Annotated in this window: 21 protein-coding genes and 1 tRNA gene; 9 read left to right on the top strand and 13 right to left on the bottom strand. The window is 34.9% G+C overall.

The window, feature by feature from the left end:
* Window positions 1-11: 11 nt before the first annotated feature.
* The 4 genes from I6U50_RS02555 to I6U50_RS02540 all read right to left on the bottom strand — a co-directional run bounded on the left by I6U50_RS02555 (window position 12) and on the right by I6U50_RS02540 (window position 2,670).
* Window positions 12-830, bottom strand: coding sequence for a fimbrial biogenesis chaperone (locus I6U50_RS02555; RefSeq protein WP_198637740.1), 819 nt, complete (start codon window positions 828-830; stop codon window positions 12-14).
* Window positions 831-913: 83 nt separating this feature from the next.
* Entirely contained in the window at window positions 914-1,408 is a 495-nt protein-coding gene (locus I6U50_RS02550) for a DUF4402 domain-containing protein (RefSeq protein ID WP_198627167.1), read from the bottom strand.
* A gap of 93 nt (window positions 1,409-1,501) precedes the next feature.
* Window positions 1,502-1,993, bottom strand: a complete 492-nt coding sequence (locus tag I6U50_RS02545) for a DUF4402 domain-containing protein (RefSeq protein ID WP_198637739.1) — start codon at window positions 1,991-1,993, stop codon at window positions 1,502-1,504.
* A 176-nt stretch (window positions 1,994-2,169) separates the two neighbouring features.
* Entirely contained in the window at window positions 2,170-2,670 is a 501-nt protein-coding gene (locus I6U50_RS02540) for a DUF4402 domain-containing protein (RefSeq protein ID WP_198637738.1), read from the bottom strand.
* Between the two features lie 257 nt (window positions 2,671-2,927).
* Here I6U50_RS02540 and I6U50_RS02535 point away from each other — a divergent pair, with 257 nt between their 5' ends.
* Entirely contained in the window at window positions 2,928-3,344 is a 417-nt protein-coding gene (locus tag I6U50_RS02535) for a DoxX family protein (protein WP_198637737.1), read from the top strand.
* Window positions 3,345-3,864: 520 nt separating this feature from the next.
* On the opposite strand, the gene I6U50_RS02530 is transcribed toward I6U50_RS02535, so the two are convergent.
* Window positions 3,865-4,692, bottom strand: a complete 828-nt coding sequence (locus I6U50_RS02530) for an OmpA/MotB family protein (RefSeq protein WP_193709553.1) — start codon at window positions 4,690-4,692, stop codon at window positions 3,865-3,867.
* A 358-nt stretch (window positions 4,693-5,050) separates the two neighbouring features.
* Between I6U50_RS02530 and I6U50_RS02525 the strand changes: the two genes are divergently transcribed.
* Window positions 5,051-10,036 carry a translocation/assembly module TamB domain-containing protein gene (locus I6U50_RS02525; protein WP_198637736.1) on the top strand — a complete coding sequence of 1,662 codons (4,986 nt, stop codon included), beginning with the start codon at window positions 5,051-5,053 and terminating at the stop codon, window positions 10,034-10,036.
* Between the two features lie 94 nt (window positions 10,037-10,130).
* On the top strand, window positions 10,131-12,401 hold the full coding sequence (gene tamL, locus I6U50_RS02520) for a translocation and assembly module lipoprotein TamL (protein WP_198637735.1): 2,271 nt from the start codon (window positions 10,131-10,133) through the stop codon (window positions 12,399-12,401).
* Window positions 12,402-12,479: 78 nt separating this feature from the next.
* On the opposite strand, the gene I6U50_RS02515 is transcribed toward tamL, so the two are convergent.
* The gene (locus I6U50_RS02515) at window positions 12,480-13,493 is read right to left on the bottom strand and encodes a zinc-binding alcohol dehydrogenase family protein (RefSeq protein ID WP_198637734.1); all 1,014 of its coding nucleotides are present in this window, start codon (window positions 13,491-13,493) and stop codon (window positions 12,480-12,482) included.
* A 78-nt stretch (window positions 13,494-13,571) separates the two neighbouring features.
* Window positions 13,572-14,231 (bottom strand): uracil phosphoribosyltransferase, encoded by a 660-nt coding sequence (upp, locus tag I6U50_RS02510; RefSeq protein ID WP_198637733.1) that lies wholly within the window; start codon window positions 14,229-14,231, stop codon window positions 13,572-13,574.
* A 267-nt stretch (window positions 14,232-14,498) separates the two neighbouring features.
* Between upp and I6U50_RS02505 the strand changes: the two genes are divergently transcribed.
* Window positions 14,499-15,116 carry a hypothetical protein gene (locus I6U50_RS02505; RefSeq protein ID WP_198627161.1) on the top strand — a complete coding sequence of 206 codons (618 nt, stop codon included), beginning with the start codon at window positions 14,499-14,501 and terminating at the stop codon, window positions 15,114-15,116.
* 87 nt (window positions 15,117-15,203) lie between these two features.
* Entirely contained in the window at window positions 15,204-15,665 is a 462-nt protein-coding gene (locus I6U50_RS02500; RefSeq protein WP_193709547.1) for a universal stress protein, read from the top strand.
* A gap of 160 nt (window positions 15,666-15,825) precedes the next feature.
* Here I6U50_RS02500 and I6U50_RS02495 read toward each other — a convergent pair whose 3' ends face one another.
* The 3 genes from I6U50_RS02495 to I6U50_RS02485 form a co-directional block, all read right to left on the bottom strand.
* Window positions 15,826-16,437: a thioredoxin family protein gene (locus tag I6U50_RS02495; RefSeq protein ID WP_198637732.1), complete on the bottom strand. Its 612-nt coding sequence runs from the start codon at window positions 16,435-16,437 to the stop codon at window positions 15,826-15,828.
* Between the two features lie 98 nt (window positions 16,438-16,535).
* On the bottom strand, window positions 16,536-18,332 hold the full coding sequence (locus I6U50_RS02490; protein WP_198637731.1) for a hypothetical protein: 1,797 nt from the start codon (window positions 18,330-18,332) through the stop codon (window positions 16,536-16,538).
* Between the two features lie 383 nt (window positions 18,333-18,715).
* Window positions 18,716-18,789, bottom strand: a tRNA-Arg gene (locus tag I6U50_RS02485).
* A gap of 290 nt (window positions 18,790-19,079) precedes the next feature.
* On the opposite strand from I6U50_RS02485, the gene I6U50_RS02480 reads away from it, so the two are divergent.
* The 4 genes from I6U50_RS02480 to I6U50_RS02465 all read left to right on the top strand — a co-directional run bounded on the left by I6U50_RS02480 (window position 19,080) and on the right by I6U50_RS02465 (window position 23,112).
* The gene (locus I6U50_RS02480; protein ID WP_198637730.1) at window positions 19,080-19,796 is read left to right on the top strand and encodes a glycosyltransferase family 2 protein; all 717 of its coding nucleotides are present in this window, start codon (window positions 19,080-19,082) and stop codon (window positions 19,794-19,796) included.
* The gene (locus tag I6U50_RS02475; RefSeq protein ID WP_193709543.1) at window positions 19,789-20,418 is read left to right on the top strand and encodes a lipid-A-disaccharide synthase N-terminal domain-containing protein; all 630 of its coding nucleotides are present in this window, start codon (window positions 19,789-19,791) and stop codon (window positions 20,416-20,418) included. The genes I6U50_RS02480 and I6U50_RS02475 overlap by 8 nt, the downstream gene beginning before the upstream one ends.
* Window positions 20,402-22,042 carry an ArnT family glycosyltransferase gene (locus tag I6U50_RS02470; RefSeq protein ID WP_198637729.1) on the top strand — a complete coding sequence of 547 codons (1,641 nt, stop codon included), beginning with the start codon at window positions 20,402-20,404 and terminating at the stop codon, window positions 22,040-22,042. Before I6U50_RS02475 ends, I6U50_RS02470 begins: the two co-directional genes overlap by 17 nt.
* A gap of 98 nt (window positions 22,043-22,140) precedes the next feature.
* Window positions 22,141-23,112, top strand: coding sequence for a type I phosphomannose isomerase catalytic subunit (locus tag I6U50_RS02465; protein WP_193709541.1), 972 nt, complete (start codon window positions 22,141-22,143; stop codon window positions 23,110-23,112).
* A gap of 118 nt (window positions 23,113-23,230) precedes the next feature.
* Here I6U50_RS02465 and mgrA read toward each other — a convergent pair whose 3' ends face one another.
* From mgrA to deoC, 3 genes are all read right to left on the bottom strand, one after another.
* On the bottom strand, window positions 23,231-24,226 hold the full coding sequence (gene mgrA, locus I6U50_RS02460; protein WP_193709540.1) for an L-glyceraldehyde 3-phosphate reductase: 996 nt from the start codon (window positions 24,224-24,226) through the stop codon (window positions 23,231-23,233).
* Window positions 24,227-24,477: 251 nt separating this feature from the next.
* The gene (gene deoD, locus I6U50_RS02455) at window positions 24,478-25,176 is read right to left on the bottom strand and encodes a purine-nucleoside phosphorylase (RefSeq protein ID WP_198637728.1); all 699 of its coding nucleotides are present in this window, start codon (window positions 25,174-25,176) and stop codon (window positions 24,478-24,480) included.
* Window position 25,177: 1 nt separating this feature from the next.
* Entirely contained in the window at window positions 25,178-25,828 is a 651-nt protein-coding gene (gene deoC, locus I6U50_RS02450) for a deoxyribose-phosphate aldolase (RefSeq protein ID WP_198637727.1), read from the bottom strand.
* Window positions 25,829-26,014: the final 186 nt, after the last annotated feature.

Raw genomic sequence — 26,014 nt, 5'->3', positions numbered from 1 at the left:
ACCCTAAAAAACTATAATTTTATTTCGCTAGTAGCTAAAGTATCTCCCTGATCTTCAGCATAAGAAATTTTTAGTTTTCCGGTGCTTAAATCTATACCCTCAGCGTTTCTTAATTGAAAACTAAAGCTCCTTTTAGTATTTGGGGTATATACCGAAATTCCTTTTACCATACCCACTTCTGTTTCAGTGCCATTGGGCGCAATATAGGTAACACTAAGGTTTCCATATACAGACATATTTCCGGTACGGTTTATTACAAGGGAAAGTCTGGGACTTTCTCCTTCGGTATTTAGCGAAAGATCTGTTAATTTAATTTTTGTATTAGAGTCTCCTTCTCTAATAATAATGGGAATACTAATTCCAAATACAGTTTTAATATTAATGGAAATCCCATCACTCTCTTCAGCTTCATCGGCACCAAGGGCCGTTTGTTCTTCCACGGCGCGAAAATACATATGTGAACGATATTCTCCCTGTTCTAAATTTCCGGTTCGGGTAAGTTGAACACGTATTGTTTGGGATTCATTGGGACCAAGGGATACGCGTCTTGGAAAATATCTTAGAAAATCTTCTGCAAAACGCTGACCTTTTTCAGGTTTTTCAACTTGTTCAAAATCACCGGTTTCGGTCATTTTGTAGTTTACAAACGAAATAGCATACACAGCAGTGTCGCTCCCGGTATTGGCAAGATTTATTTCCTGAGAGCGCTGTGAGCCATCAAAAACCAGGCGTTTGGGCATAATCATAAGATCTCCCTGTGCATAGCTTGCAAATCCTGAAAAAATAAAAATGAAAAAAAGGAGTAGTGGACTAAGTAGTTTTTTTATCATATCCGTGGGGCTGGATTTAATATTAATTCTTTGATTTCAAAGATAATAAATAAGAACTTACACCTTAAAGCAATTTATCAAGTTTAATTGTAAGAAACGGTTACATTAAAGCCTGTTGAATTTGTGTAAAATCCTGAAGTTTGATTAGCCTCAAGGTTTAAAGTAGCACCTATTTTTATAATATCTACAATATTACCTTCCTGTGGTTGCACCGTAAACCTATCTATAACCAGTACTTGGTTTGGGTTTTCCTGATTATACAGCGTAAATTGTTCAGGTAGGGTAATGGCATAATTATTATTACCGTGTGTAACTACGGCCTCTGCGGGGTTTACCGTACCAGGAATAGCATTAGAAATTTGTACTCCGTATGCCACACGCGAACCATCGGGAGATAAAATTACCTGCCCCGGATTGTAGGCACTAATAATATTGCCGAAATCCAGATCTACAGTTTTATCAATTTTAATAGGGTCTATTACCGTTGCCCTACTATTCACGCTGGCAGATGCAGAGTTTTGCGCAGATACGCTAAGTCCGAATAAGCCAATAAATAAAAGAAAAACATAATTTTTCATAAGAGATTTAATAATGCTTATACCATCTAATTAAAACTAAAAAACGCCGCCACAGCGGGCGGCGTTTTATTTATATAAAAATATTATATTGGATTATTCGTAAGTTACAGTTACATCAAAAGTACCTTTATAATTTCCGGTAGCCTGATTTGTAGCAACGTTTAAAGTAGCTCCAACTCCAACAGTTTGAGCAGAACCTGATCCTGTTGTATTTCCTGTAGCATCGTGATTAAAGTTATCTACTGTAATATTTTCTGCTCCATTAGTAAGTTCAACAGATTGCGGTAAGCTAATTGAGTAACTAAAGCCATTCGCTGCAGTCACATTAAAGATAGCCGCAGTTGGTGTAGTGGTACCGATTTGGGATAAAGAAGATGAGCTTATATCACTATCGGTAGCAACAACTACGGTACCAGCATTGTTATTGGCAACTTTACCAAAATTGAGATCCTGACTGGCTTCAATTGCAATAGGACTAACAATATCTGCAGCTGCATTAGCTGTAGCAGATGCTGTAGATTCTTTTACTTGAGCAAAAGTAGTTCCGGAAATAAGAGCAAGTAGGATAAAAGTAATTTTTTTCATTTTAGTTTTATTTAATTTTGATTTGGGTTCAAATGTTTAACAGTGCAAATATGGGGGTAAACCCTTATAGGAAAGAAACATTTTCGATAATCAAAATAAAAAAATCGTTGAAATGCACGTTTCAATGAATTTTCCTTAAAACTAAAATGAAAAAGATAGATTTAATTGAAGATTCTTTAATTGTAATTTACGGTAACCTGTATATCCCCGTTGGTTTTGTAGTCACCGGGTTTTTGATTTGGGTTTACTATTAAACTTGCCCCAATTTTAATCGTTTTATTTTCTCCTGACAATGAAGATCCGTCATAATTTGTAGTAAAATCTTGTAGGAGCATACTTTCAGAACCATTAGATAGACGATGGCTTCCTTTAGGTAAGCTAATAGCGAAAGCAAATCCGTTTTGCCCGGTAACTTCAAAAGTAGCTGCTGAAACGGTCCCGCCTTCAGCAAGTTCAAGGTCCCCATTAGTAATTCTGGTGTTTTCGGGAGTTAGAGTTACTGATCCGCCATTTTTCGCGTCAATATTGGCAAACTGCATATGACTGGTGGTGTTAATTCCAATCGGTTGTATAATTGTTGCCGATGCAGAAAAATTTGCCGATGCAGAAGCCTGGGAAAACAATGGACTTACTGCAAACACAGAAAAAATAAAAGCTATGGTATAGAATCGTAACATCGTTAAGCTGCGTAATTTGATTTTCGTAATTCAAAGATATAAATTAATTCCAAATTACATCGATGAAATACATTAAAAATCGACGAAATGCATGTTTTTGTTCTAAAACGTCAGCTTTGCTTTTTGAGAATCACCATTTTTCATTTTAGATTAGAACATTCACGAATGAGCAGAGTACATATAGCTTAGCATAAAATATTTAGGTGGTGAAAAGAATATAAGTAAATTAGGGGTTTTAAAATTTAATCTAGAAAACTATGAAAAACGTTTACACTACAAGTCTTAATCTTCAAAATACTGATTTCGGACTTTTATTATTTAGGCTTTTTATTGGAGGTTTAATGCTTACCCACGGAGTGCCTAAGCTTCTTAAGTTCTTTGGAGAGGGTGAGATTGCTTTTGCAGATCCTATAGGCGTTGGTGAAACTGTTACTTTTACGTTTGCCGTTTTTGCAGAATTTGTGTGTACAATCCTTATTATTCTTGGATGGGCAACACGTTTTGCTGCAATTCCATTAATTCTAACCATGGCTGTAGCTGCCATTATTGTACACTGGACAGATGGTTTTGGTAGCCAGGAGTTACCTCTATTATACATGGCGGGCTTTCTTTTACTTTTTTTTACCGGTGCCGGTAAATTTTCCCTGGATTATCACCTTTTAAAGAAAGACTAAAACTACTTTGAAACGTCAGTTCGAGTGATTTTGAGTTACGAAAAATCGTATTGAGAACTAAGTGAAAGATTCTTATTCTCGATACAAATTTCACTTGAATTGACGAATTTATCTAAAGGTTTAAGTTCTAAGGATAAATTTTCTCATCCTTATTACAGTTGAAGTACCACATAAGATTCATAAAAAAATCTTCCTAAAATTAACTATAATTACAGGAGGGTTTTTAAAGTTATTATTTAAAATAGATTATTTATCTCGTTTATTGTTATCATCTTACAGGTATTTATTTTAATCAGAAGTTCCTTTTTAATTCAACCGGTAGTTTTTTAAATTTACTAGATCCTATTTATCTTCAGCGTCAGAATTATACTTTTTCTTATTTATACATAACTTGTTTTTTTATTAATAACTAGAAGGAAACTTAAGGAAAATATCAGGTTGAAATCTCTGGTTAAATAAAAACGGCCTGAAAAGAATTGACTTTTCAGGCCGTCTATTTTAAATCTTTGAAATTATTAGTTTATTCAGACTCCAACATCGCGAAGAATTTGTCCAGATTAGGAATAATTACAATTCTGGTTCTTCTGTTTTTGGCTCTGTTTTCATTATTAGTATTATCTACTAAAGGTTGGTAACTACTTCTACCTGCCGCAATAAGTTTTTCTGGTGCGACATCATATTTATCCTGAAGTATTCGAACTATAGAAGTTGCCCTTCTTACACTAAGATCCCAGTTATCCTGGATGTAAGATCCTTCTACCATAGTACGATCGTCGGTGTGACCCTCAATCATAACTTCCATTGCAGGCTCTGAGTTAATTACTTCGGCAAGCTTTTTCAATAATGGCTGTGCGTTTCTTGAAACTCTGTAACTACCGCTTCCAAATAATAATTTATCAGAAACATTAATCATAACAACCGTTTCATCTACAGTAATATCAATATCTTCGTCATCAGATCCTTCTGAGATATTGCTTTTTAGGTTATGGGAAACAGCTAAATTAATAGAGTCTTCTAAAGTTTTAGCTTCTGCTACTTTTTCGGGGTCCATTTTAGCAATGGTAGCCCTCATTTTTTCCTTATTATTATTAGACATAACAGTAAGATCGTTCATTTCCATCTTACTATCATTTTCCTCACGCAAAGAATTAATTTTTGCGTTATAATCTGCCACTCGCGCTTCTATACGAGCATATTTATCTTCTATTTCCTCTTTTTCCACCTGTGTTTTTTGCAGCGAGCTTCTGGTGTCGTCTAATTCACTCTCTAAAGCAACATACTTTTTCTTAGATACACACGAGCTTAACATGGCTGCAGCTAATACTGTAACTGTGATTGTTCTTTTCATAATTATTTCGGATTTTTTAATTAGGCCTTTTAAATTTTTTAGGCGCTCAAAAACGAGCCAGAACTATACCAAAACCTGTGAACTTCGTCTTTGTGAATAATATTAACAATTTTTGTTTGTTGATTTTCAGATACTTTTGAAGAATAAAGGGGTCTTTTGAAGGTTTTTGTAGAAAATCGTTTTAACTTTTTCTTTTGTAGAAATATCACAAAAACTGTGCAATAAAACCACAACTTTTATGAGGGAGCAAGAATTGAAGTTAAGCACAGCCGCCTTTATATTAACTAAATCTTAAGCATAAAAAGTTTAATTTATCTTATCAATAGAATAAATTTGATATACTAAGTGATATTAGGATTTGGAAAAAAGACAAAAGGAAAAAAAAGGTAGATATCGTATTTTTAAGATCCTCGTAAAATTCTTTGCGGGGCTTTTTATTTTTATACTGCTTTTATTGCTTTTTATTAGAAGTCCGTGGGGGCAGGATGTCATCAAAAATCAGGTGATTAATAATATTACTGCTAAGACTGATACTGAGATTTCTATAGATAAACTTTTTATTACCTTTTCCGGAGATATTCAACTCGATGGTCTTTACCTTGAAGACAAAAAAGGAGACACTCTAATTTACTCGAAATCTATAGAAGCTGATATTCCTATTTGGCCAATTATAAAAGGAAACGCCATAAGCATAGACAATTTAGATTGGAATGGTCTAAAAGCTAATGTTGTTAGAAATGACAGCCTTAACGGATTTAATTACGAGTTTTTAATGCAAGCTTTTGCAAGCGATACTACTCAGCAGGCCAATGCTAACCAAACTTCAAAAGACACTTCAGCTTCCCAGGAAATTAATATTGGAAATATAAACTTAAAGGATTTCGATATTAATTTTAAGGACGACGTTATGGGCATTGATACCAGATTATCCCTGGGCGAACTTTTCCTGGAATTTGAAAAAACCGATCTTGAAAAAATGGATTTTCGGGTTGAAAATGCCGGTATTAGGAATACAACAATAACCTATTCCCAAAATAAAGCTTTTCCCGCAACAGAAAACGAAGAGCCTGCGCCCATGCCATATTTGGTGGTAGATAACCTAAAGCTGGAAAATGTTTTGTTGAATTATAATGCTGCTCCCGATGGAATTAACGCCAACCTAAATATACAGGATTTTTTAGCCGAAGCTCCTTTGATTGATCTTAAAAAACAGGATATTAAGATCAATACAATCGCACTCCAAAATTCTGAAATAAAGCTTAGCATGAAAGATCTGGGAAGTGCGCAAGATAGTATAACCGAAGCAACTCCTTTTAGCTGGCCAGAATGGCAAGTAAATGTAGATGAAATAAAGTTTGCTAATAATAAGCTAAGTTATTTGGTTGACCAGGCACAACCAAAATTGGGAGAATTTAAAGCTGACGCCCTGGTTTTGGATTCCCTAAATTTTAGTTCAAATAACATATTCCTTAAAAACAAGAAAGCAGGAGTAGAAGTAGCTGCTTTAAATTTTAAGGAAGCTTCAGGGCTAAATTTAAATAAACTTCAGTTTAATCTAAACTTTGAAGATACAAATGCAAGCCTTTCCGATCTTGAAATGGCCCTAAATGGAAATCAATTGGCCGGCAATATCGGGTTGCAATATAATTCGGTTAAAGAGTTGATTGCTAATTACGAAACAGCAAAAATTTCGGTCGATTTACCAAAGTTTTTAGTAGACATACGTGAAGTTTTTCGTTTTCAGCCGGGTTTAAAATCCAATCCTTATGTAAAAAAATTGGCCTCTAATAAGCTCTATGGGAATCTTAAAGCCTCCGGTAAACTCTCTGCTATTGGGATATCCAGAGCTAAGCTTAATTGGAAAAACACTTCATTTTTTGCTAAAGGGACTATTTATAATGCCAACAATCCCAATGAAATAGGCTTTGATATTCCTGATTTTAGGGCAGAATCTAAAAAAACAGATCTTATCGGTTTTATAAGCGAAAAAGATCTTGGTATACAAATTCCTGAAAATATTCAACTAAGCGGAAACCTCAATGGAAACCTGAAAGACTTGTCTACAAAAGCATTTTTGCAAACTTCTAACGGGAATATTCGTGTAGACGGAAACTTTAGCAATAATGAAGAGATTGCATTTAAAGGAAAACTAACCTCTGAGGAACTTGAGCTTGGAAACCTTTTGAAAAATGAAAGCCTGGGTGTTTTAAACCTGGAGTTAAAAGCTATTGGAAGCGGAAGTAGCGTGAATACATTAAACGCCAATCTAGACGCAAACATACAATCCTTTTCTTACAATAATTATATAATAAAAGACCTTAAAATTTCCGGAGAAATCATAGATGGAAATGGTGATATAGTTTCAAGTTATAAAGATGAAAACCTAGAATTAGAGCTTAATTCGCGGGTAGAATTAGATTCTGTAAATCCAAAAGCCGACCTTACTCTGGATCTTAAAGGGGCAAGATTGCAAGAATTAGGCATTGCGTCCCGGGATATTAGGTTAGGACTCAAGTTAAATGCGGCCTTTGAAGGGAATGCTAAGGAATATAAAACCTATGCCGATGTTACCGAGGCAGTGGTTGTTTATGATAATAACACATATCTTCCGGGAAATTTGAATGCCCGGGCTTTTGTTCTGCCAGATTCCACTTCGGTGCAGATTACTAATAAAATACTGGAATTAGACTTAAAATCTAATGCAGACCCTGCAGATTTTATTGCAGCTTTGAATAGGCATTATGAGTCTTATTTTAATGAAGAAAAAACAGTGGATACACTCCAAAATCCGGTAAAATTAAAATTACGTGCCAGCATTACGAATGCGCCTGTTTTGGGTGAAGTTTTCCTGGCTAATCTAGAACAATTGGATACTGTGAATATTGAGGCCAATTTTAATGAAAAAGAGAAGAAGCTTGATGCACTGGTTAGCTTACCTTATATAAATTATTATGATAGTGAAATTGACAGCCTTGAATTCAAATTAAATTCAGATGCCGAAAATTTCGATTTTAATTTTGGGTTTAATTCAATTAACTCCGGGCCCATAGCTATTCAAGAAACTAACATTAGTGGAAGCCTTTCAGAAGATAAGCTGTTTCTTGATATCACATCTATCCAGGGCGAAGAACAATTATTTAATATATCTTCAGAAATCACAAAGCCTCAAAACAATCTTAAGTTACACATAAACCCTAAGGATTTAATTCTCAACAAAAAAGCATGGAACATTCCTGCTAACAATGAACTACTTGTTTTTGATAGTGAAATAAAGGCTAATAATTTTAGATTAAGCAATAAGGATCAGGAATTAAACTTAAGTGATAAACTTGCATTCTCAGACAAGAACCATATTGGCTTAGAGTTCATTAATTTTGATTTGGGGCTTTTCCTTAATTACCTGAATTCAGAAGAAGAGCTTGCTACTGGTAGCTTAAATGGGCACCTGGTTTTTGAAGATCCATTGCAGAAAATTGGAATTTTAGCGGGACTGGAAATTAATCAACTTAATGTTTTAGAAGTTCCTATGGGGACATTAAGTTTAAACTCTACTCCAAAAGCCGATTTCTTTTATGATGTTGGCCTGGCTATAAAAGGAGATAATGTAAATCTTAATATGAATGGGGATATCCAGGCGCTAGATTCTACCACCGTGGTAGATATGAAAATGGATATCGATAAAATTAGTATGAAAACCCTGGAAGGTCTTTCTATGGGAGCAATAACCAATGGAGAAGGAAGTCTTTCGGGAAATTTAAGTCTTGGCGGTACAACCACAAATCCAAAATATAATGGTGAACTTTATTTTGATGAAGCGCAAATAAAACTGGCCCTGCTTAATGCCCCTTTTAAATTCCCGTCGGAAACATTGAAATTTGATAATAAAGGAATTTATTTTAGTGAATTTAAAGTAGAGGATAAAGATGCAAACTCATTTGTAGTAAACGGTGAAGTTCTTTTAGAGAATCTTCTTAACCCTGAATTTGACCTTAATTTTAAGGCAAGGAATTTTCAGGCCCTCAATTCAACAAAAGAAGACAACGAATTGTTTTACGGTACGGCCACTTTTGATGCTGACGCCAGCCTTACCGGAGATCTTAATGTACCTAATTTGGATATGGACCTGAGTATAGGTGCTAACACCGATTTTACATATGTAATGCCCGAAGAAGAACTGGCAATGCAGCAACGGGATGGGATAGTAATTTTTACCAATCGTGAAAATCCCGATGATATTTTAACTGCAAATGAAGAGGAGGAATCGGCCACACTTACCGGATATAATATCAATACCCGAATTAATATTAATGAAAAGGCGGCGTTTAACATCATTATAAATGAACAAACCGGTGATAATTTTAGAGTGAAAGGGGAAGGTGAGCTAAACTTTAATATTTCACCTAATGGAAGAATGTCACTTTCTGGCCGTTATATAATGAATGGCGGACATTACGAAATGAGCCTTTATAATTTAGTGAAAAGAAGATTTGAAATAGCCGAAGGCAGCCGAATTACCTGGGCAGGAGATCCATTTGATGCTAATTTAGATGTTAGTGCAATTTATAAAGTGGAGACCTCTCCTGCATCGCTTATGGCAGTACAGGGAGCCGGAAGTGATCAATTTAGAAGAGATTTGCCATTTTTGGTTTATTTAAATGTTGGCGGCGAATTAATGCAACCAGAGTTATCTTTTGGCTTACAAATGCCTGAAGAAGAAAGAGGTGCAGGTGGGGGAGAAGTCTATGGTAGGTTACAACAATTAAATAGCCAGGAAGCTGAACTTAACAAACAGGTTTTTTCTTTATTGGTGCTTAATCGCTTTTATCCTTCATCTAATAATGCAGGCGATAGTGGTGGAAACCTTTCTATTGCACGCGATAACCTAAACCAGGCTCTGGCCGATCAATTAAATATGTTTTCCGATAAATTATTAGGTGATACTGGGGTGCAGCTTAATTTTGGCGTAGACAGCTATACCGATTACCAGGGAAATACGGCAACACAACGCACACAGGTAGATATAGAAGCGCAAAAGTCTTTACTTGATGACCGTTTAATTGTAAGTGTGGGGAGCGAAGTTGACGTGCAGGGCGGCAACAGGCCTGGAGAAGAAACCAGCCCACTAATTGGAAATATAAGTATTGAGTATTTACTAACCGAAAATGGTCGTTTTAGATTAAAAGGTTTTAGAAGAAATGAGTTTGAAAATGTTATAGATGGGCAACTCATTGTTAGCGGAATTGCTTTTATTTTCACCCGTGAATTCAACGAATTTCAGGAATTATGGGATAATTTCTTTTTAAAAGAAGAGGAAGAAATTACAATCGAAGATAAAAAGGAATAAATTCTATTGATTTTCAACTGAAAAGTAGCGAAGCTTTAGCGATAGTATATTGGGGTATAGGAAATTTAAAATACGAGATAGAAATTAGGTATAAATGAAAATTCATTTTAAAAATATTATTAGCATCTGGTTAATGTCTTTGCTGTTTCAGGCTTGTAGCGTAAAGAAATTTATTCCCGAGGGAGAATTGCTATATACGGGTGCTGAAATTACACTAGAAAGTGATACCATAATTAAAAATAAGTCTTCGTTGAAAGCCGAATTGGAGTCTGTTTTAAGTCCGGAGCCTAACAGCTCTTTTTTAGGAATGCAACCGGGCTTATATTTTTATTATAAAGCGCAGCGGGAGAAACCGGGCTTTATCAATAAGTTTCTAAATAAGAAAATTGGCGAGGAGCCGGTGTATGCCAGTGATGTAGAGCCGGTTCGAACCGAGGATTTAATTAAGAACAGGCTTCAAAACCGGGGGTTCTTTTATAGTTCAATAGTTTCTACAACCAATAAAAATGAAGAGAAAAAGGAGATGCAAGTGGCTTATGCTGTTGAAGTTCCCACGCCGTACTTGCTAGAAAAATATAAGTTAGATTCAGATAGTCTTCAAATTTATAAGGAGATAAGTACTAGTTTAAAAAACTCACCTATTGAAAAAGGAATGCGATTTGATCTTTCTGCAATGAAACTGGAAAGGGAAAGGATTGATAGGGAATTAAAGGCCAGGGGATATTACAATTTTAATTCAGGGTTTTTAATATTTGAGGCCGATACTAATCAATATGCGCAAAAAAAATTTGATTTATTTCTGAGGTTAAAAAAAGATGTGCCAACTCAAAGTATTATTCCTTATAAAATTAATAGCGTTAACGTATACCCCAAATACGAGGTTGGAACCGATAGTTCTACAGCTAAAACACGCTATGCTGAAAAGAACTTTTTTCAAAAAGAGCTTTTCTTTAAACCTAAGCACTTAGACCCTTATTTGCTAATTGAGGAAGGTCAGCTTTACGATCCAGAAACCTCTAGAAATACTGCGAGAAGGTTGGGGAACATAGGTGCTTACAAATTTGTGAATATCAATTACCGGGAAATAGATAGCCTTTCTACAGATAGCCTTGGCGTTTTGGAAACCAATATTTATTTGTCTCCTTTAAACAAACGATCTCTACGTGCAGAAGTTAGGGCAGTAACAAAATCTAACGGTTTTACCGGGCCAAGCCTGGCTTTAGGTTATACCAATAGAAATCTTTTTAAAGGAGGTGAAGTTTTAAATATTACCGGAGATTTCGGGTATGAATTTCAGGTAGGTGGAGGCACCCAGGCAGGTTTAAACAGTATTCAGATAGGATTAGAAGGCGATTTGATTTTTCCACGAATGCTATTTCCAATAAAATTTGATAAAAACTATTTTTCGTATTCCATCCCTAAAACCAAAGCCAGTTTAGGCTTTGATTATCTTAATAGAAGTCAACTTTTCAGGCTTGGTTCGGTATCGGCCAGGTTTGGTTATATCTGGAATGCTAATAGATATGTTACCCACGAGTTTAATCCTGTCTCGGTAAACTATGTAAACCTGGGAAAAACCAGTGAAGAGTTTGAAAAAATTCTTGAGGATAATCCTTTTTTACAAAACAGTTTTAATCAAGAATTTATTGCCGGTTTAACCTATTCTTTTACTTACAATGGGCATATAGATGAAAATAAAAGACATCAGTTTTTTCTTAATTCAACCCTTGATATTGCCGGAAATTTAGTAGATGCAATTAGCGGCCATAGCGAAGAAGATCCCCAAACATTTTTAGGTTTAAAATATGCACAATATGCAAAGGCCGATATTGATTTTAGATATCATTTAAAAACAGGCCGGGATTCAAAAATAGCATCAAGGTTGTTTGCCGGTTATGGTTTGCCTTACGGAAATTCTGATGTTTTACCATTTACCAAACAATATTTTGCCGGGGGACCATATAGCGTAAGGGCCTTCAATACTCGCTCTTTGGGCCCCGGAACCTACACACCGCCCGGGGAAGATGGTGCTTTTTTCGACCAGGCAGGGAATATAAGACTTGAGGCAAATTTAGAATATCGTTTTCCGCTTTTCCCATATTTATATGGGGCTGTTTTTGCCGATGCCGGCAATGTTTGGTATACAGGTGAAAATAGTACTCTAGAAGGCGGGAAATTCAGTAAAGATTTTATGAATGAATTGGGGATTGGTACCGGTTTTGGACTAAGGGTAGATATTCAAAGTTTCGTGATTCGGGTAGATCTCGCGGCACCACTGCACGACCCTAGTCTGAAAGAAGGCGAGCGTTGGGAATTTGATTACGCAAATCCTGTGTTAAACTTTGCTATTGGCTATCCTTTTTAATGATCCCCATCATTCTAAATTCGTTATTAGATCTAGTGTATTGGCGTTCAAAGCAGCCTGAATCCTGAAGTTTTCTTCTTAAAATGAAATTACATTCTTACCAATCGATTTCCCCGATTCCTGTAGGCTATGAACTTCTTTAAATGTTTCCGGGCTTAGCTTGCTAAAAGTTTTATGAAGAGTTGTAGTTATGGTTCCTTCTTCTAAAAGCTTCGAAATCTTTTGTAAAATTTGGTGCTGACGAGCCATATCTGATGTTTTGAACTTTGTTCGGGTAAACATAAATTCCCAGTGAAAAGCCGCGCTTTTATTTTTCAGTTTGTTTATGTCTACCGGATTTTTGGTTTCCACAATAGCACAAATATTTCCTTGCGGTTTTATAAGTTCTGCCATTGCATTCCAATGCATATCGGTATCGGCAAAGTTTAGAATATAATCTACCTCTTCATGCCCTTTAGCCTTCATTTGTTCCACCAAATTTTTATGGTTTACAATTACATCAGCTCCCATATTTTTACACCAGTTTGCGGTTTCATTACGGGAAGCAGTGGCAATAACATTAAATTTTGTTAGTTTTTTTAAAAGTTGAATGGTTATAGAACCAACGCCACCGGCGCCGCCAATAATAAGAATATCCTGATTTTCTCCCGAGTTTTCTTCAATTTTTAAACGTTCAAAAATACATTCCCAGGCTGTAAGTGAAGTTAGGGGTAGGGCAGCAGCCTCTTCAAAAGAAACATTCTTAGGTTTATGCGCAGTAATGTTTTCATTTACCAACTGAAATTCTGCATTACAACCTGGCCGGCCTATTTCACCGGCATAAAAAACTTCATCTCCCTGTTGAAATTTTGTAACCTTATTACCAACTCGTTCAACAATCCCGGAAGCATCCCAGCCAAGTATCTTTGGCTGATTCAATTCCTTTTCTATAGCAGCGTTTTGTCTAATTTTATAGTCTACCGGATTAACGGAAACTGATTTAATTCTTACCAAAAGATCTAAATCTTCGGGTTTCGGTTCATCGGTTTGAAACTCTATAAAACTGTTCTTATGGTCTATGGGATATGATTTTTTTATTCCGACGGCTTTCATAAGCTATATTTTAAAATTTTCCATCTAATTTCCAAGGTGAACATAAGGGCATCTGCCACTTAAGAAGACTACAAAAGATTAGTGTTGCATTTTTCCGCCATAACAAAGGTCTCCTGCATCGCCCAAACCGGGTAAAATATAGCCGTGATCATTAAGCTCTTTATCAATAGTAGCGATCCAAAGTTTTGAATCTTTTGGGAATTCTTTTTCTAACAGAGCTATACCTTCTTCAGCACCAATAACAGCTACCAAATGAATTTCCTTTGGAGTGCCCATTTGCTTTAAAGCTTTCATTACATTCACAAAAGATTTACCTGTGGCCAGCATAGGATCGGCAAGGATAAGGGTTTTTCCCTCCAGAGAAGGAGAGGCCAGGTATTCTACTACAATTTCAAAATGCTCATCGTTATTGGGGTGATGCCGATAAGCAGAAATAAAAGAGTTTTCAGCATCGTCGAAATAATTTAATAATCCGTTATGAAGAGGAAGACCGGCCCTTAAAATAGAACAAATCACCACATCGCTTTCCGGTAATTGAATTTTTGAATTTCCTAATGGGGTTGTAATATTTTTTTCCGAAAAACTAAGCTGCTTACTTAGTTCGTAGCCCAGCACTTCTCCCAACCGCTCTATATTTCTACGAAACCGCATTCGGTCTTTTTGAACGTTTACATCTCTAAGCTCTGCTACAAATTTACCGGCTATTGAGTTTTCTTCAAGAAGATGATTTACCTGCATAATATTTTTTAGTTTTTACTCTATAATTGAGATTCATTGCGTACACGAAAGATTTTTTATCTATTTTTCTAAAATAATCACTTTGTGTAAGGAAGCCAATTTGAATTTATAATTCCGATTTTTACCTTGCAACAACCAGTAAAGGTAAGTAAATGTTTAACGAATGCATAAACTGTTATAGCTGCATTTTCTTAATATTGAGAAAAGATTTTTCTTTAATCTAATTTGGCTGTATTTTTGATAATTAAAGTTTAAAGAATTCATTCTATGAAGCTTATATATACTTTTTTATTTCTTTTTGTATCATCACTAAGTTTTGGACAAATAGACCTTCCGGCTACTAATAATACCGGAGGTATATTAAAAGCCGAACCAGAAAAAACATCTTCTGGTTTTCCTATTCTTAGGGCAGAAGAACCTACTAAAGAAAGTAAATATCTTAGAGAGAAACCAAAAGCAATAGATTTTAGGGAGAAACCAAATAATTTAAAAACAGCAGGAGATGCTGTTAAAGAAAGATGGACAAAGGATAAAGAGGCGCTTGAAAAATATAGAGAAGATCAATACTTAGGAGATTTTAAAACTACCGGGAAGTTCGTAGAATTATATTGTAGAGACCATCAATTTGTAGATGGAGACCAGGTAAATATTTATGTAAACGGAAAATTTATTGAGCGCGTAGTACTAGGCGGTGGTTATCGTCCTGTCCTGGTTAGCCTTGAAAGCGGATTTAATAATATAGAATTTGAAGCTATAAACCAGGGATCTTCGGGGCCGAATACTGCACAGTTAAAAGTTTTGGAAGAAAATGGTAATCTTGTGGCTTCAAAAGAATGGAACCTCTTAACCGGCGCAAAGGCTAGTTTAATAGTAGTTAAAGAATAAGCCTTTACAAAAAAGACCCTTAGATTTTTTCAGTATTAATTTTAGGTTTTAGAATTCATTTAATAACTTTATAAGAAACTGAATCTTATGAAGCGTATATTAATTGCTATAGATTACCATCCGGTTTCTGAAAAAGTTGCTGAAGCCGGCTATAAACTCGCCAGGCAGCTAGATGCCAAAGTTTGTTTACTACACGTGATGGCAAATATAAGTTACTATGGAATAGATTATCCTACTTTTATGGGTTATTCCGGTTACGATGAAATGGCAGTAAATATGGATATTGCTCAGGAAATGCGTGGAGTAGTGGAAGATTTTTTAGAAACCGCAGCAAAACACCTGGAAGATAAAAGTGTAGAAACACATTTGGCAGAAGGGGATGCCGCTACTGCAATTTTAGAATATTCAAAAACATGGAATGCCGATTTGTTGGTTATGGGTACTCATAGTCATTCGGTTTTTGAAAAACTTTTAATGGGAACCGTAGCATCAAATGTATTGGAAAAAACCAAGGTTCCTGTTTTTATGGTGCCCATTAAAAAGAAATAGGCTAAATAATAAATACCACAGAATAGCCCCAAGAGTATTTAATAACGATATATCAAATAAAAAAGCTGTCTAGAAATTTATTTGCCTGAATATTAATTTATTATAGTTAATACTTTTAAATTTCTTAGACAGCCTTTTCGTTCTTATGCGCGAAATTATTCTAAAAAACTTCTGAAGGCTTTTGGCTGCAAATAAGTTCCTGCAGTTCACAAACTATAGCTTCTCCTTTATTCTTATTATACCATAATTGAAGATTTGTTTTAAGCTGATCGTCAATTATATCATATTCTTGCACATAATCATCTACCAGTTTTGTAGCGGCTTTAGAACGCGGCCCCCAATGTGCAATTACTTCCAAGTTTTGATCTATAATAATCAACTTTGGAATTGAGCGGGATCCATAGGTTAAAAAAGAGTCCATAAGTTCTAAGTGCTCATCACGTAACACAATTTTCAAATCAATGTTATCTGAAATGCTTGCTATTTTATTAAAATAGGGCAAACTTTGAGCCGCATCTCCACACCAGGGTTCTGTGATTACCAACCAGGTTTGTTTAGAGCTTAAATCTTTAAAAGATGCTATCTGTTCTTCCGAAAGTTTAATGGTCTTATCAAGACGTTTACTTCGTGAATAATTAAGTTTAGTGTAATTTATTTTATCGGGTGTAATTTCACCGGTCGTTTTTCCCTGGTCTACTAGCCTTTGAAAAAGCTCATTATATTTTTCATAGGAAATTGCCTTATCCAGGGAATCTTGAATTAGTTTTTTCATTCTTACTGATTTTAATATTATTCGGAATTTTACACGATCAACATTTAAATCTTATTCCGGTTTTCTAAAAAATAACTGATATTTATCTCCTTATTTAGTTATTCAAATAAATAAGACTTTGTTTTTAAAATAGTGTTTTCAGCATTATCAAGTGCCTTATTAAAGTCGGGGGTATTTTCCACTACTTTATTTTTTAAAAGCTTTCGGTAATAAGCTATTCCTTCTAAAATATTGTTACAAAATGCTTTCCAATTTTTTAGGGTACGTTTGTCTGGGTTTGGGGTTCTTTGAACCTGTTCTGCAAGATAATCTATGTATAAATCTAATTCTTTCACAAACATATGAGGTCTCTTGCTTTCCTTAATAAGCCCGGAACGCCCATAAATATGATCGGTCATTTCTTTTAAAGTAGAAAGCTTAGAAAAATTGGCAATATTAGGGCTTGGGCAAATAGTTACTGCTTGTTGTTTTTTTAGGAATGGAACTTTGTAATTTAATGGAGCCGCATTACTCAACCCAACACAAAGACATTCTTTGCTAAGTACATCTTCCCGCTGTTGTTGATATTCGTTCTCGGGCAGGTTGCTTTCCTCTAATTGTTTCAGTTTTAGTTTCTGATATTTTTTAGAAGCGGTACAAATAGGTTCTTTTGTGAATTCAGTATTCGAAATCAGGAACTTTTCGGTACAGGGGCTTCCCGGAGCACCTTTTTGAATTCTATTTAACCTTTCGGTTTCTGCGCTGGTTCCTTTTAGGTAGTTAAATCCTACTCCTAATGGCGATGATTGGCTTCTAATAACATCTTTCTCTTTAGAATCAAGCAATAAGCTAAGGGTTTCATCATCTACTGTTGTGGCTTCAGGACAAAGTAAAAATGGCGTTCCCCAGCCTGTGCTGTCTACCTTGTAATGCGTGAACAATAAATTGTTCTCTTCTGAAGTACCAATTCCGCCCTGAACCGTAATCTTAATAGGGTGCGGTTCAGAAAAACCTTCCTGTCCTTTAGCTATAATTGCGGGGTTATATAAACTGAAGAGGCTTTCTTTTAACTCCTCCTTCTTTTCTTTAAATTCATTCAAGATGGGCCCCATTAATAATCCCTGAGTGGCAAAAACATGACCTCCACAGTTTAAACCAGACTCTATTCTGAATTCACTTACCCAAATTCCTTTTTTAGCTAAGTATTTCCCCTGAATAAGTGCCGAGCGATAATCACTAACTTTTATAACAACTTTTTTATCAAATTTACCCCAGCCGGTGGCATCAAACTCTTTAAATTCTTCCATATAATTAAACAACCTTGGGTTTAAGCCTGCAGAGAAAATAATGGCAGAGTTCTTTAATTCGCTAGTCGCATAAGCTCTTAAAGCAGTTAGTGCATCAGAACTGTTTGGAGCTATGGCTTTGTCTTTACCCGGATTGTCTTTATCTACTTTGGTCATTATATTAACCTCTACAGCGCCGGGTACCATTTTCTCTTTTAACTGCTGTTCTAATTTATCTCTTTCTGAAAGATTTTCTGTTTGTAAAAACCTATGAAACATTTTTTTTAACTCACCTGTATCAGGAAGCATTTCAAAATATTTAGTAAGGTCTGAACTTAAATCAAAAGTTGAATTCTTTATCCTTTCAAACTCTGTATTTACCGTGCGTTGTACCAAATTTAGATAATTGGTGATACGTTTAACACGGTAGTCGGTTTCTTTGGTACTAATTGGGGTATAATTTTCACCATATTTTTGCGAGTAATGTTTTCGCATAGTTTCCAATAAATTATCTTCAATTATAGAAATAGCCGAATTAATGCCGTAGCAAGCTACTTTAATTGGAGAATCTATGGAATACGCTAAACCCATAACGGGAATGTGAAAATTATGTGGTAATGATATCTGCATTAGAATTAAATTTTAAGCCGATAAAGGTGTTTAACTTTTTATTCCTAATATATGAGGATAATCATAGATTGATTTATTTCTAAAAATTCCCTTTCTGAATAGAAATTTAATTTATTGACTATCATGCATATATTCTTAAGTACACGTAGAATAAGTTTAGCTCAAAATAAATAGTTGGGAAATTTTTAAATAAATAAATTTTGTGGAGTCTAATTTAATCTAAAATAATAGCCAATAGAATTTAGTATCGTAGGTTAGGCAAGAAGCTATATTTTTCTATAGGCTGGCTGCAATTTTAAACAGTTTTAGAAACTGAGATTAATTTAAAATCTGGTTTTTACTATTAAAACAAAAAACCCCGCAAATTGCGGGGTTTTTTGTTGTGATCGCGCCAGGATTCGAACCTGGGACCGCCTGCTTAGAAGGCAGGTGCTCTATCCAGCTGAGCTACGCGACCGTTTTTGCGGTTGCAAAGATAAGCCTCTTTTTAAATAAAACAAGCTTATTTCAATTAAAAATTATTTTTTTTCTTGAAACTTATTTTCAGATCGGTTTTAATCTTTCTTTAACTTAATTTCTATTTTGAAAGTTTTTCTAAATTATATCATTAATTTAGCTCCGATAAAATTTTAAAGAGTCCAACTAGAAACTATAACCTGCTTTATGCCTCAGTATACAGAATTAATAAATCGGGTTTTAAAATTGCGCTTTTTATCAGCAAACCTTAATTACAGTCTCTAATTGTGTATGGAGTTTCAGTTTACGATTATTGTCCCGGTTTACAATGAAAAAGAAAGTCTACCCAGGCTTTTTGAATATTTAAAAAAGTATTTAAAATCTGCTTCCCTTAAGTCATGTGTATTATTAGTAGACGATGGTTCTAGCGACGGTAGCGCTTCGTTTATAGAAAAATTTTGCTTGGAGAATAAAGATTTTAGTTGTCTTTTGTTTGATAAAAATTACGGAAAAGGTGCTGCCTTAAAAGCCGCATTCGATGATACTAAAACCCGCTTACTTGGATACCTGGATGCTGACTTACAAACCCATCCTGAAGATTTTGAATTGCTCTTGCCTTATATTGAGGATTATGGTTTGGTGACCGGGTGGCGAAAAAACAGAAAGGATACTTTAATAAAGCGTTTTTCTTCTAAAACCGGTAATGCCGTAAGAATATTTTTCACTAAAGACAATATTCACGACACGGGTTGTCCATTAAAAATTATGCATACAGCTTACGCTAAAAAGATCCCTATGTTTAGGGGTTTACAACGCTTCTTACCGGCCATGATATTGTTACAGCAAAAAGAAATTAAAGAAGTGGTAATAAACCACTATCCCAGGATGGAAGGCTATTCAAAATATAATTTTAAAAATAGGTTCCTGGGTCCTTTAATAGATTGCTTTGCCTATGTTTGGATAAAAAAATCTTATATAGACTATAGTATAAAAGCGAAACATGGATAGTTCGCTACCGGTTTATGTGATAGGATTTATTGCCCAGCTCCTGTTTTCCTCAAGGATGATTATGCAATGGATACTTTCTGAAAAACAAAAAAAGGTTCTTACACCCATTCTTTTTTGGGAATTAAGCCTATTAGGAGCCTTCCTTTTATTTGTTTATGGATATGCCAGAAGTGATTTTGCAATTATGCTTGGCCAAAGTATTACGTACTTCGTTTATATTAGAAACTTACAGTTTCAGGGGCAATGGGTTAAACTTCACAGGTTTATAAGGTTTTTAATTTTTGCTTTTCCTATAATATTAGTGGCTTATAGTTTTTTTAATAATGAATACGATCTTCAAAAACTATTTCAAAATGAGGCTATTTCGCCGTGGTTGCTGATTCTAGGTATTATCGCGCAAATAATTTTTACCCTGCGATTTTTGTACCAATGGTTTTATTCAGAAAAACAAAAAAAATCTACCTTGCCACTGGGTTTTTGGTGGCTAAGCCTTGCAGGCTCTTCTTTAATTTTAATTTATGCCATTTTTAGAAAAGATCCTGTTTTACTTATTGGGCATCTATTTGGGATCTTAATGTATATCAGAAATATTATAATTCATCATAATGAAGTTAGAGAATAAATATCTAGTGCTCCTAATTCTGGTTTGTATTGCCGTATTTTTTGTAAACCTGGATGCGATCTATATCAATATAATGGAAGCGCGAAATTTTATAACCGCCCGGGAAATGCTGCAGGATAATAACTGGATCTTTACCACCATGAATGCCGAGCCACGTTATGAAAAACCACCGTTGCCAACCTGGCTTACTGCTATTTCTATGTCTATATTTGGAATGGAAGGGCTCTTTGGTTTAAGGCTTCCTTCTGCTATTATGGGTTTAGTATTAGTAGTGTTTATTTATAAATTCCTATTAAAAATTTCTAAGAATATTCAATTATCCTTTTTGGCAGGATTAATTGCTGCTACTTCATTTTATATTGTCTATTCCAGTAGGGATGGACAATGGGATATTCACACGCATAGCTTTATGATGCTAGCTATATTCTTTCTGTATAAATTATATAATACTACAAAAAACTGGTATCTCCTCGCCACCATTAGCGGCCTTTTTATAGCTTGCTCTATTTTGAGTAAGGGCCCGGTTTCTATTTATGCCTTATTTCTTCCTTTTTTAATCGCTTATGGGGTTATTTATAAGTTTAAGGGAACTAAAGAACGTTGGAAGTCTTTAGTGCTTTTAACCGCTACCGCTTTAATATTTGGCGGTTGGTGGAATCTTTATGTTTATATGTTTGATACCCATGCAGTTTCTGAAATTACCAGCCAGGAAACTGGAAGATGGCTAAACTATAACGTTAGGCCGTTTTATTATTATTGGAGTTTTGTTATACAAAGCGGATTATGGACTATTCCTGCTTTTGTAGCCTTGCTTTATCCTTATTTAAAAGATAAAGTTAGCAATAAGAAGGCTTATAAATTTACTTTATTATGGACGCTGGCTTCGGTTTTTCTTCTGTCTGTAATTCCAGAAAAAAAATCTCGGTACCTTCTTCCTGTACTTATTCCAATGGCGATGAATACCGCTTTTTATATAGAATATCTATTTTATAATTGGAGAAGTATAAAAAATAAAGAAGCTACTGTAGTCTATGTTCATTTTGGAATTTTTGCTTTGGTAGGTTGCATTTTTCCTATTGCCGCATATTTTTATTTCGAATCTTTTATGCAGAATATTCTTTACTGGTACATACTAAGTTCAATTTTCCTTTTTAGTATTGGGTTTCTAATGTTTAGATATTTACTATTGAAAAAGATAAAACCCGTATTCTACTTAAGCATTTTTTTCTTGATAAGCGTTGTGTGGTTTGGTTTACCAATGGCAGATAAGATAAATATAAACCCGGCGTACAATAGTGCCTCAACTATAGATAGTCATCTAAAAAAATATAATGCAAAAGTATATGAATTCAATACATTTGCTCCTGAAATAATCTGGGACTATGGAAAACCTATTACCGTGTTAACCCAGGAAGGGGAGGTGAAGATTCCGGAAGGCAATAAATTTTTAGTATTAACCGAAGCTCGCTTAAGTGATAGTTTACAGCAGGTTTTTAAGCTTTATAAAACTACAAAAATAGACAGTGTAGATATGAACCCTGTAGGCACCAAACATAAACGAAGGTTATACCGCGAATTGTATTTAATAGAAAAGCAAAATATAGATTCGCTACCTTCACAATAAGCCTATTATTTTTGGGTTATACTAATCTAAAGAAGTCACTATATTTTTTAACACGCCAATATTTCAGTATATTGAGGCGATTTTAAACTAACCAAATAATGCTCGATTATCCAATTAAATTTACCCCAATTCTAAAAGAAAAAATATGGGGTGGTAACAAATTAAAAAACAATCTTAATAAAGAAACAACCCAGAGCAACCTGGGCGAAAGTTGGGAAATTTCTGGTGTACCGGGAGATATATCTGTAGTAGCCAATGGAAAGCTTAAAGGTTCTTCTTTAAAAGACCTTTTAAATGATTACAAAGCTAAAATTGTAGGTGAAAAAATTTACAAAGAATTTGATAACGATTTTCCTTTGTTAATTAAGTTTATAGATGCAAAAACAGAGCTTTCAGTACAATTGCATCCTAATGATGAGCTCGCCCAACAACGCCATAATTCTTTTGGAAAAACCGAAATGTGGTATATTATGCAGGCCGATAAGGGAGCAAAAATTAATGTAGGCTTTAAGGAAAGCATTTCTAAAGAAGATTATATTTCCAGGTTAGAAGAAGGTAAGATCGTAGAATTGCTAAACTTTGAAGAAGTAAAAAAAGGAGATAGTTTCTTTATTAATACGGGTAAAGTTCACGCAATAGGAGCAGGGGTGCTTTTGGCCGAAATCCAGCAAACTTCTGATGTAACTTATAGAATTTACGATTGGGATCGTACAGATGATGAGGGTAATTCTAGAGAACTCCATACAGCATTAGCTATAGATGCTATAGATTTTGAAAAGAAAGACGATTTTAAACTTAACTATACAAGAGCTGCCAATACTTCTTCTGAAGTGGCGAGCTGTAAATATTTTACAACTAATTATTTACCTGTAAAAGGTAATATTCAGAAAGATTACAGTAACCTGGATTCTTTTGTTATTTATATGTGTGTTGGTGGGAGTGGAGAAATTTCAGTAAACGGTAATTCAGAAAATATTAAGCAGGGAGAAACCATGCTTATTCCGGCCGAAAATAAACAGGTAGAAATTTCAGCTAAAAATTGTGAACTTTTAGAAGTGTATATTAAATAAAAAAGGCTCTCTGAGTAAGGTTTCTTATTATATATAAATAATATTGAGTTTCTCAGAAAGCCTATAGGAAATTACCTCGGGGTTTTACCCTTTGGCGATATCAATAAAATCCTGTTAGTTAATTCTGCAGGATTTTTTCTATTTCATCCAATTCATTTTTATTGAATTCCAGATTTTCCAAAGTATTAATATTCTCTTGTAACTGCTCAACTTTACTAGCTCCAACCAATACAGAGGTTACCCTTTTATCTTTTAGTAACCAGGCAACCGCCATTTGCGCTAAAGTTTGCTTTCTGGCTTGGGCTACTTCGTTCAACTTTTGTACTTTATCTATTATTTCGGGAGTGATATGCGATTCATCTAAATAACTTCCCTGGGTTGCTGCCCGGCTATCTTTTGGAATTCCATTTAAATATTTATTGGTTAGTATGCCTTGTTCTAGTGGAGAAAATACTATACTGCCAATTCCTTCCCGTTGTAGTGTATTTAATAATCCATCTTCTACCCAACGATCCATCATATTATACCTTGGTTGATGAATAAGAAAAGGCGTTCCTTGATCTTTAAGAATTTTGGAAGCCCTGGCTGTATCCTTTGCAGAATATTGAGAAATCCCTACATAAAGTGCCTTACCCTGCCTTACAATTTGATCTAAAGCCCCCATAGTTTCTTCCAAAGGTGTATCGGGATCTGGGCGGTGATGATAGAATATATCTACATAGTCTAAGCCCATTCTTTGTAGCGATTGGTCTAGGCTGGCAATAAGATATTTTCTGGAGCCAAAATCGCCATATGGCCCGGGCCACATATCCCAACCTGCTTTGGTGGAAATAATTAACTCATCGCGGTATTGTTTAAAATCTTCAGCGAATATTTTACCGAAGTTTTTTTCGGCAGAACCGTAGGGTGGGCCATAATTATTAGCTAAATCAAAATGTGTAATTCCATTATCAAAACCGGTTCTTAAAAGCTTTCTGGAGTTTTGAAAATTGTCTTTATCTCCGAAATTATGCCATAAACCCAAAGAGAGTAGGGGAAGTTTGATGCCGCTTTTTCCGCAACGGCGGTATTGCATTTTTTCATAACGGTCTTCAGCAGCTTTATACTGATTCATAAGCTTTAATTATTAATGATTTAAGGCTTTGCAATTTAGTTCTGGCTGTTTATCTATATATGCCACTCGAGGTAGGTAACTCAACCTAAAATTGCAAACCTATTTTTAAATGACATTAAAATTAAGAATTTTCAGTTTAAATATACTTTTAGCTTTATTTTGAACAAAAGTTATTTGTGCAAAGTAAGACCCCATTTATAAGATAAGCTTTATAAAATCCGTTGATTTAGTTACTTGAAAATTTAACCAGCTTAAAAACTACCAAGGGCTATGTCTACCATTCTGCTAAAGCTTTGTTCCCTTTCTTTTGCCGGTAAATGTTCTCCGGTAACCAAAGAATCAGAAATAGTGAGCACCGAAAGTGCCTGTACCTTATGTTTTGCCGCAACAGTGTAAAGTCCGGCGCTTTCCATTTCTACACACAAAACACCATAATCTGCCCATTTTTTATAGGTTAGCTCATTTTCTTCATAAAATACATCAGACGACAACACATTACCTGATCTAACCGGTATATTATTATCTTTAGCGTATTTAACTGCATTTAAAAACAATTGAGCGTCTGCCGTAGGCGCGAAATCGGCGTATTCAAATCTTGCTTTATTAAAGCTGGAATTAGAAGATGCAGACATTGCCAGAACAACATCATTCACTTTTAGATTTTTTTGGTAGGAGCCGGCAGAACCCACCCGAATTAGTTTTTTTGCTCCGTATTCTGTAATTAATTCTGTTGCATAAATCAATGCAGAGGGAATACCCATTCCCGTTGCCTGTACAGAAATTCTTTCGCCTTTAAAGGTGCCGGTATATCCAAACATGCCCCGAACTTTATTGTAACAAACAGCATTTTCAAGGAAATTTTCCGCAATCCATTTAGCTCTTAATGGATCTCCCGGAAGTAATATTTTTTCTGAAATCTCACCTTTTTTAGCCTCTATATGTACGCTCATTCTAGTTTTTTTCTGAAATTACTAAATTAACACCTGAAGATGTTCCCAGCCTGGACACCCCTAATTCTATATATTTTATAGCAGTTTCTCGATCTTTAATTCCACCTGAGGCTTTTACTTTCATTTTGTCGCCTGCAATTTGCTTCATAAGCTGTACATCTTCAAAAGTAGCCCCAGCGGTACCGAAACCAGTAGAAGTCTTCACAAAATCTGCCCTGCCTTTTAAAGCAGCTAAACAGGCAGCTTTTTTTTCAGCATCGTTTAAATAACAAGTTTCAATAATTACTTTTAGAATTTTAGAACCTATAGCTTTTTTAATTTCAGCAATTTCGTTCCAAATATATTCCGTATTTCCGGTTTTTAAAATGCCAATATTAATCACCATATCAACTTCATCGGCTCCTTTGGCAATCGCATCTTGGGCTTCAAACACTTTAGCATCTGTAGTCATAGCACCTAGTGGAAAACCTACTACCGTAGCTATCTTTACATTAGAGGTTTTCAAAATAGATTTAGCCAGTTTTAGGTAGGAGGGAGGAATACAAATAGCGATAAATTGATTTGCCACAGCCTCCATACATAGCTTTTCAATATCTTCAGGCTTTGCTGTAGGCTTTAAGAGGGTATGATCTATATATTGATTTAGTTGCATTATACTATTTTAGGATTTACAAATTTATAACTTTCTGGTAGATGTAATTTATGATTGTTCTCAGGTTTTGGAGTATGTATATTTAATGAATTTTGTTATTTTTTGATAATAAAAATTTCATTTTGTATCTTTTTTTGTTTTATTATTGTATTTTACAAAAAAAAATTAAACATCTATTTATCTTTA

The sequence above is a fragment of the Salegentibacter maritimus genome (genome assembly GCF_016236975.1).
Taxonomy (GTDB): domain Bacteria; phylum Bacteroidota; class Bacteroidia; order Flavobacteriales; family Flavobacteriaceae; genus Salegentibacter; species Salegentibacter maritimus.
Note: the sequence above shows the minus strand (reverse complement) of the source record. Positions and strands in the feature narration are given on the sequence as shown.

Coding starts and splice junctions, on each gene's coding strand:
- tamL (WP_198637735.1), top strand. CDS start 10,131: ATGAAAATTCATTTTAAAAATATTATTAGCATCTGGTTAATGTCTTTG.
- I6U50_RS02470 (WP_198637729.1), top strand. CDS start 20,402: ATGAAGTTAGAGAATAAATATCTAGTGCTCCTAATTCTGGTTTGTATT.
- I6U50_RS02495 (WP_198637732.1), bottom strand. CDS start 16,437: ATGAAAAAACTAATTCAAGATTCCCTGGATAAGGCAATTTCCTATGAA.
- I6U50_RS02540 (WP_198637738.1), bottom strand. CDS start 2,670: ATGTTACGATTCTATACCATAGCTTTTATTTTTTCTGTGTTTGCAGTA.
- I6U50_RS02545 (WP_198637739.1), bottom strand. CDS start 1,993: ATGAAAAAAATTACTTTTATCCTACTTGCTCTTATTTCCGGAACTACT.
- mgrA (WP_193709540.1), bottom strand. CDS start 24,226: ATGAATCAGTATAAAGCTGCTGAAGACCGTTATGAAAAAATGCAATAC.
- I6U50_RS02465 (WP_193709541.1), top strand. CDS start 22,141: ATGCTCGATTATCCAATTAAATTTACCCCAATTCTAAAAGAAAAAATA.
- deoC (WP_198637727.1), bottom strand. CDS start 25,828: ATGCAACTAAATCAATATATAGATCATACCCTCTTAAAGCCTACAGCA.
- I6U50_RS02535 (WP_198637737.1), top strand. CDS start 2,928: ATGAAAAACGTTTACACTACAAGTCTTAATCTTCAAAATACTGATTTC.
- I6U50_RS02515 (WP_198637734.1), bottom strand. CDS start 13,493: ATGAAAGCCGTCGGAATAAAAAAATCATATCCCATAGACCATAAGAAC.
- upp (WP_198637733.1), bottom strand. CDS start 14,231: ATGCAGGTAAATCATCTTCTTGAAGAAAACTCAATAGCCGGTAAATTT.
- I6U50_RS02505 (WP_198627161.1), top strand. CDS start 14,499: ATGAAGCTTATATATACTTTTTTATTTCTTTTTGTATCATCACTAAGT.
- I6U50_RS02500 (WP_193709547.1), top strand. CDS start 15,204: ATGAAGCGTATATTAATTGCTATAGATTACCATCCGGTTTCTGAAAAA.
- deoD (WP_198637728.1), bottom strand. CDS start 25,176: ATGAGCGTACATATAGAGGCTAAAAAAGGTGAGATTTCAGAAAAAATA.
- I6U50_RS02550 (WP_198627167.1), bottom strand. CDS start 1,408: ATGAAAAATTATGTTTTTCTTTTATTTATTGGCTTATTCGGACTTAGC.
- I6U50_RS02475 (WP_193709543.1), top strand. CDS start 19,789: ATGGATAGTTCGCTACCGGTTTATGTGATAGGATTTATTGCCCAGCTC.
- I6U50_RS02490 (WP_198637731.1), bottom strand. CDS start 18,332: ATGCAGATATCATTACCACATAATTTTCACATTCCCGTTATGGGTTTA.
- I6U50_RS02530 (WP_193709553.1), bottom strand. CDS start 4,692: ATGAAAAGAACAATCACAGTTACAGTATTAGCTGCAGCCATGTTAAGC.
- I6U50_RS02555 (WP_198637740.1), bottom strand. CDS start 830: ATGATAAAAAAACTACTTAGTCCACTACTCCTTTTTTTCATTTTTATT.
- I6U50_RS02480 (WP_198637730.1), top strand. CDS start 19,080: ATGGAGTTTCAGTTTACGATTATTGTCCCGGTTTACAATGAAAAAGAA.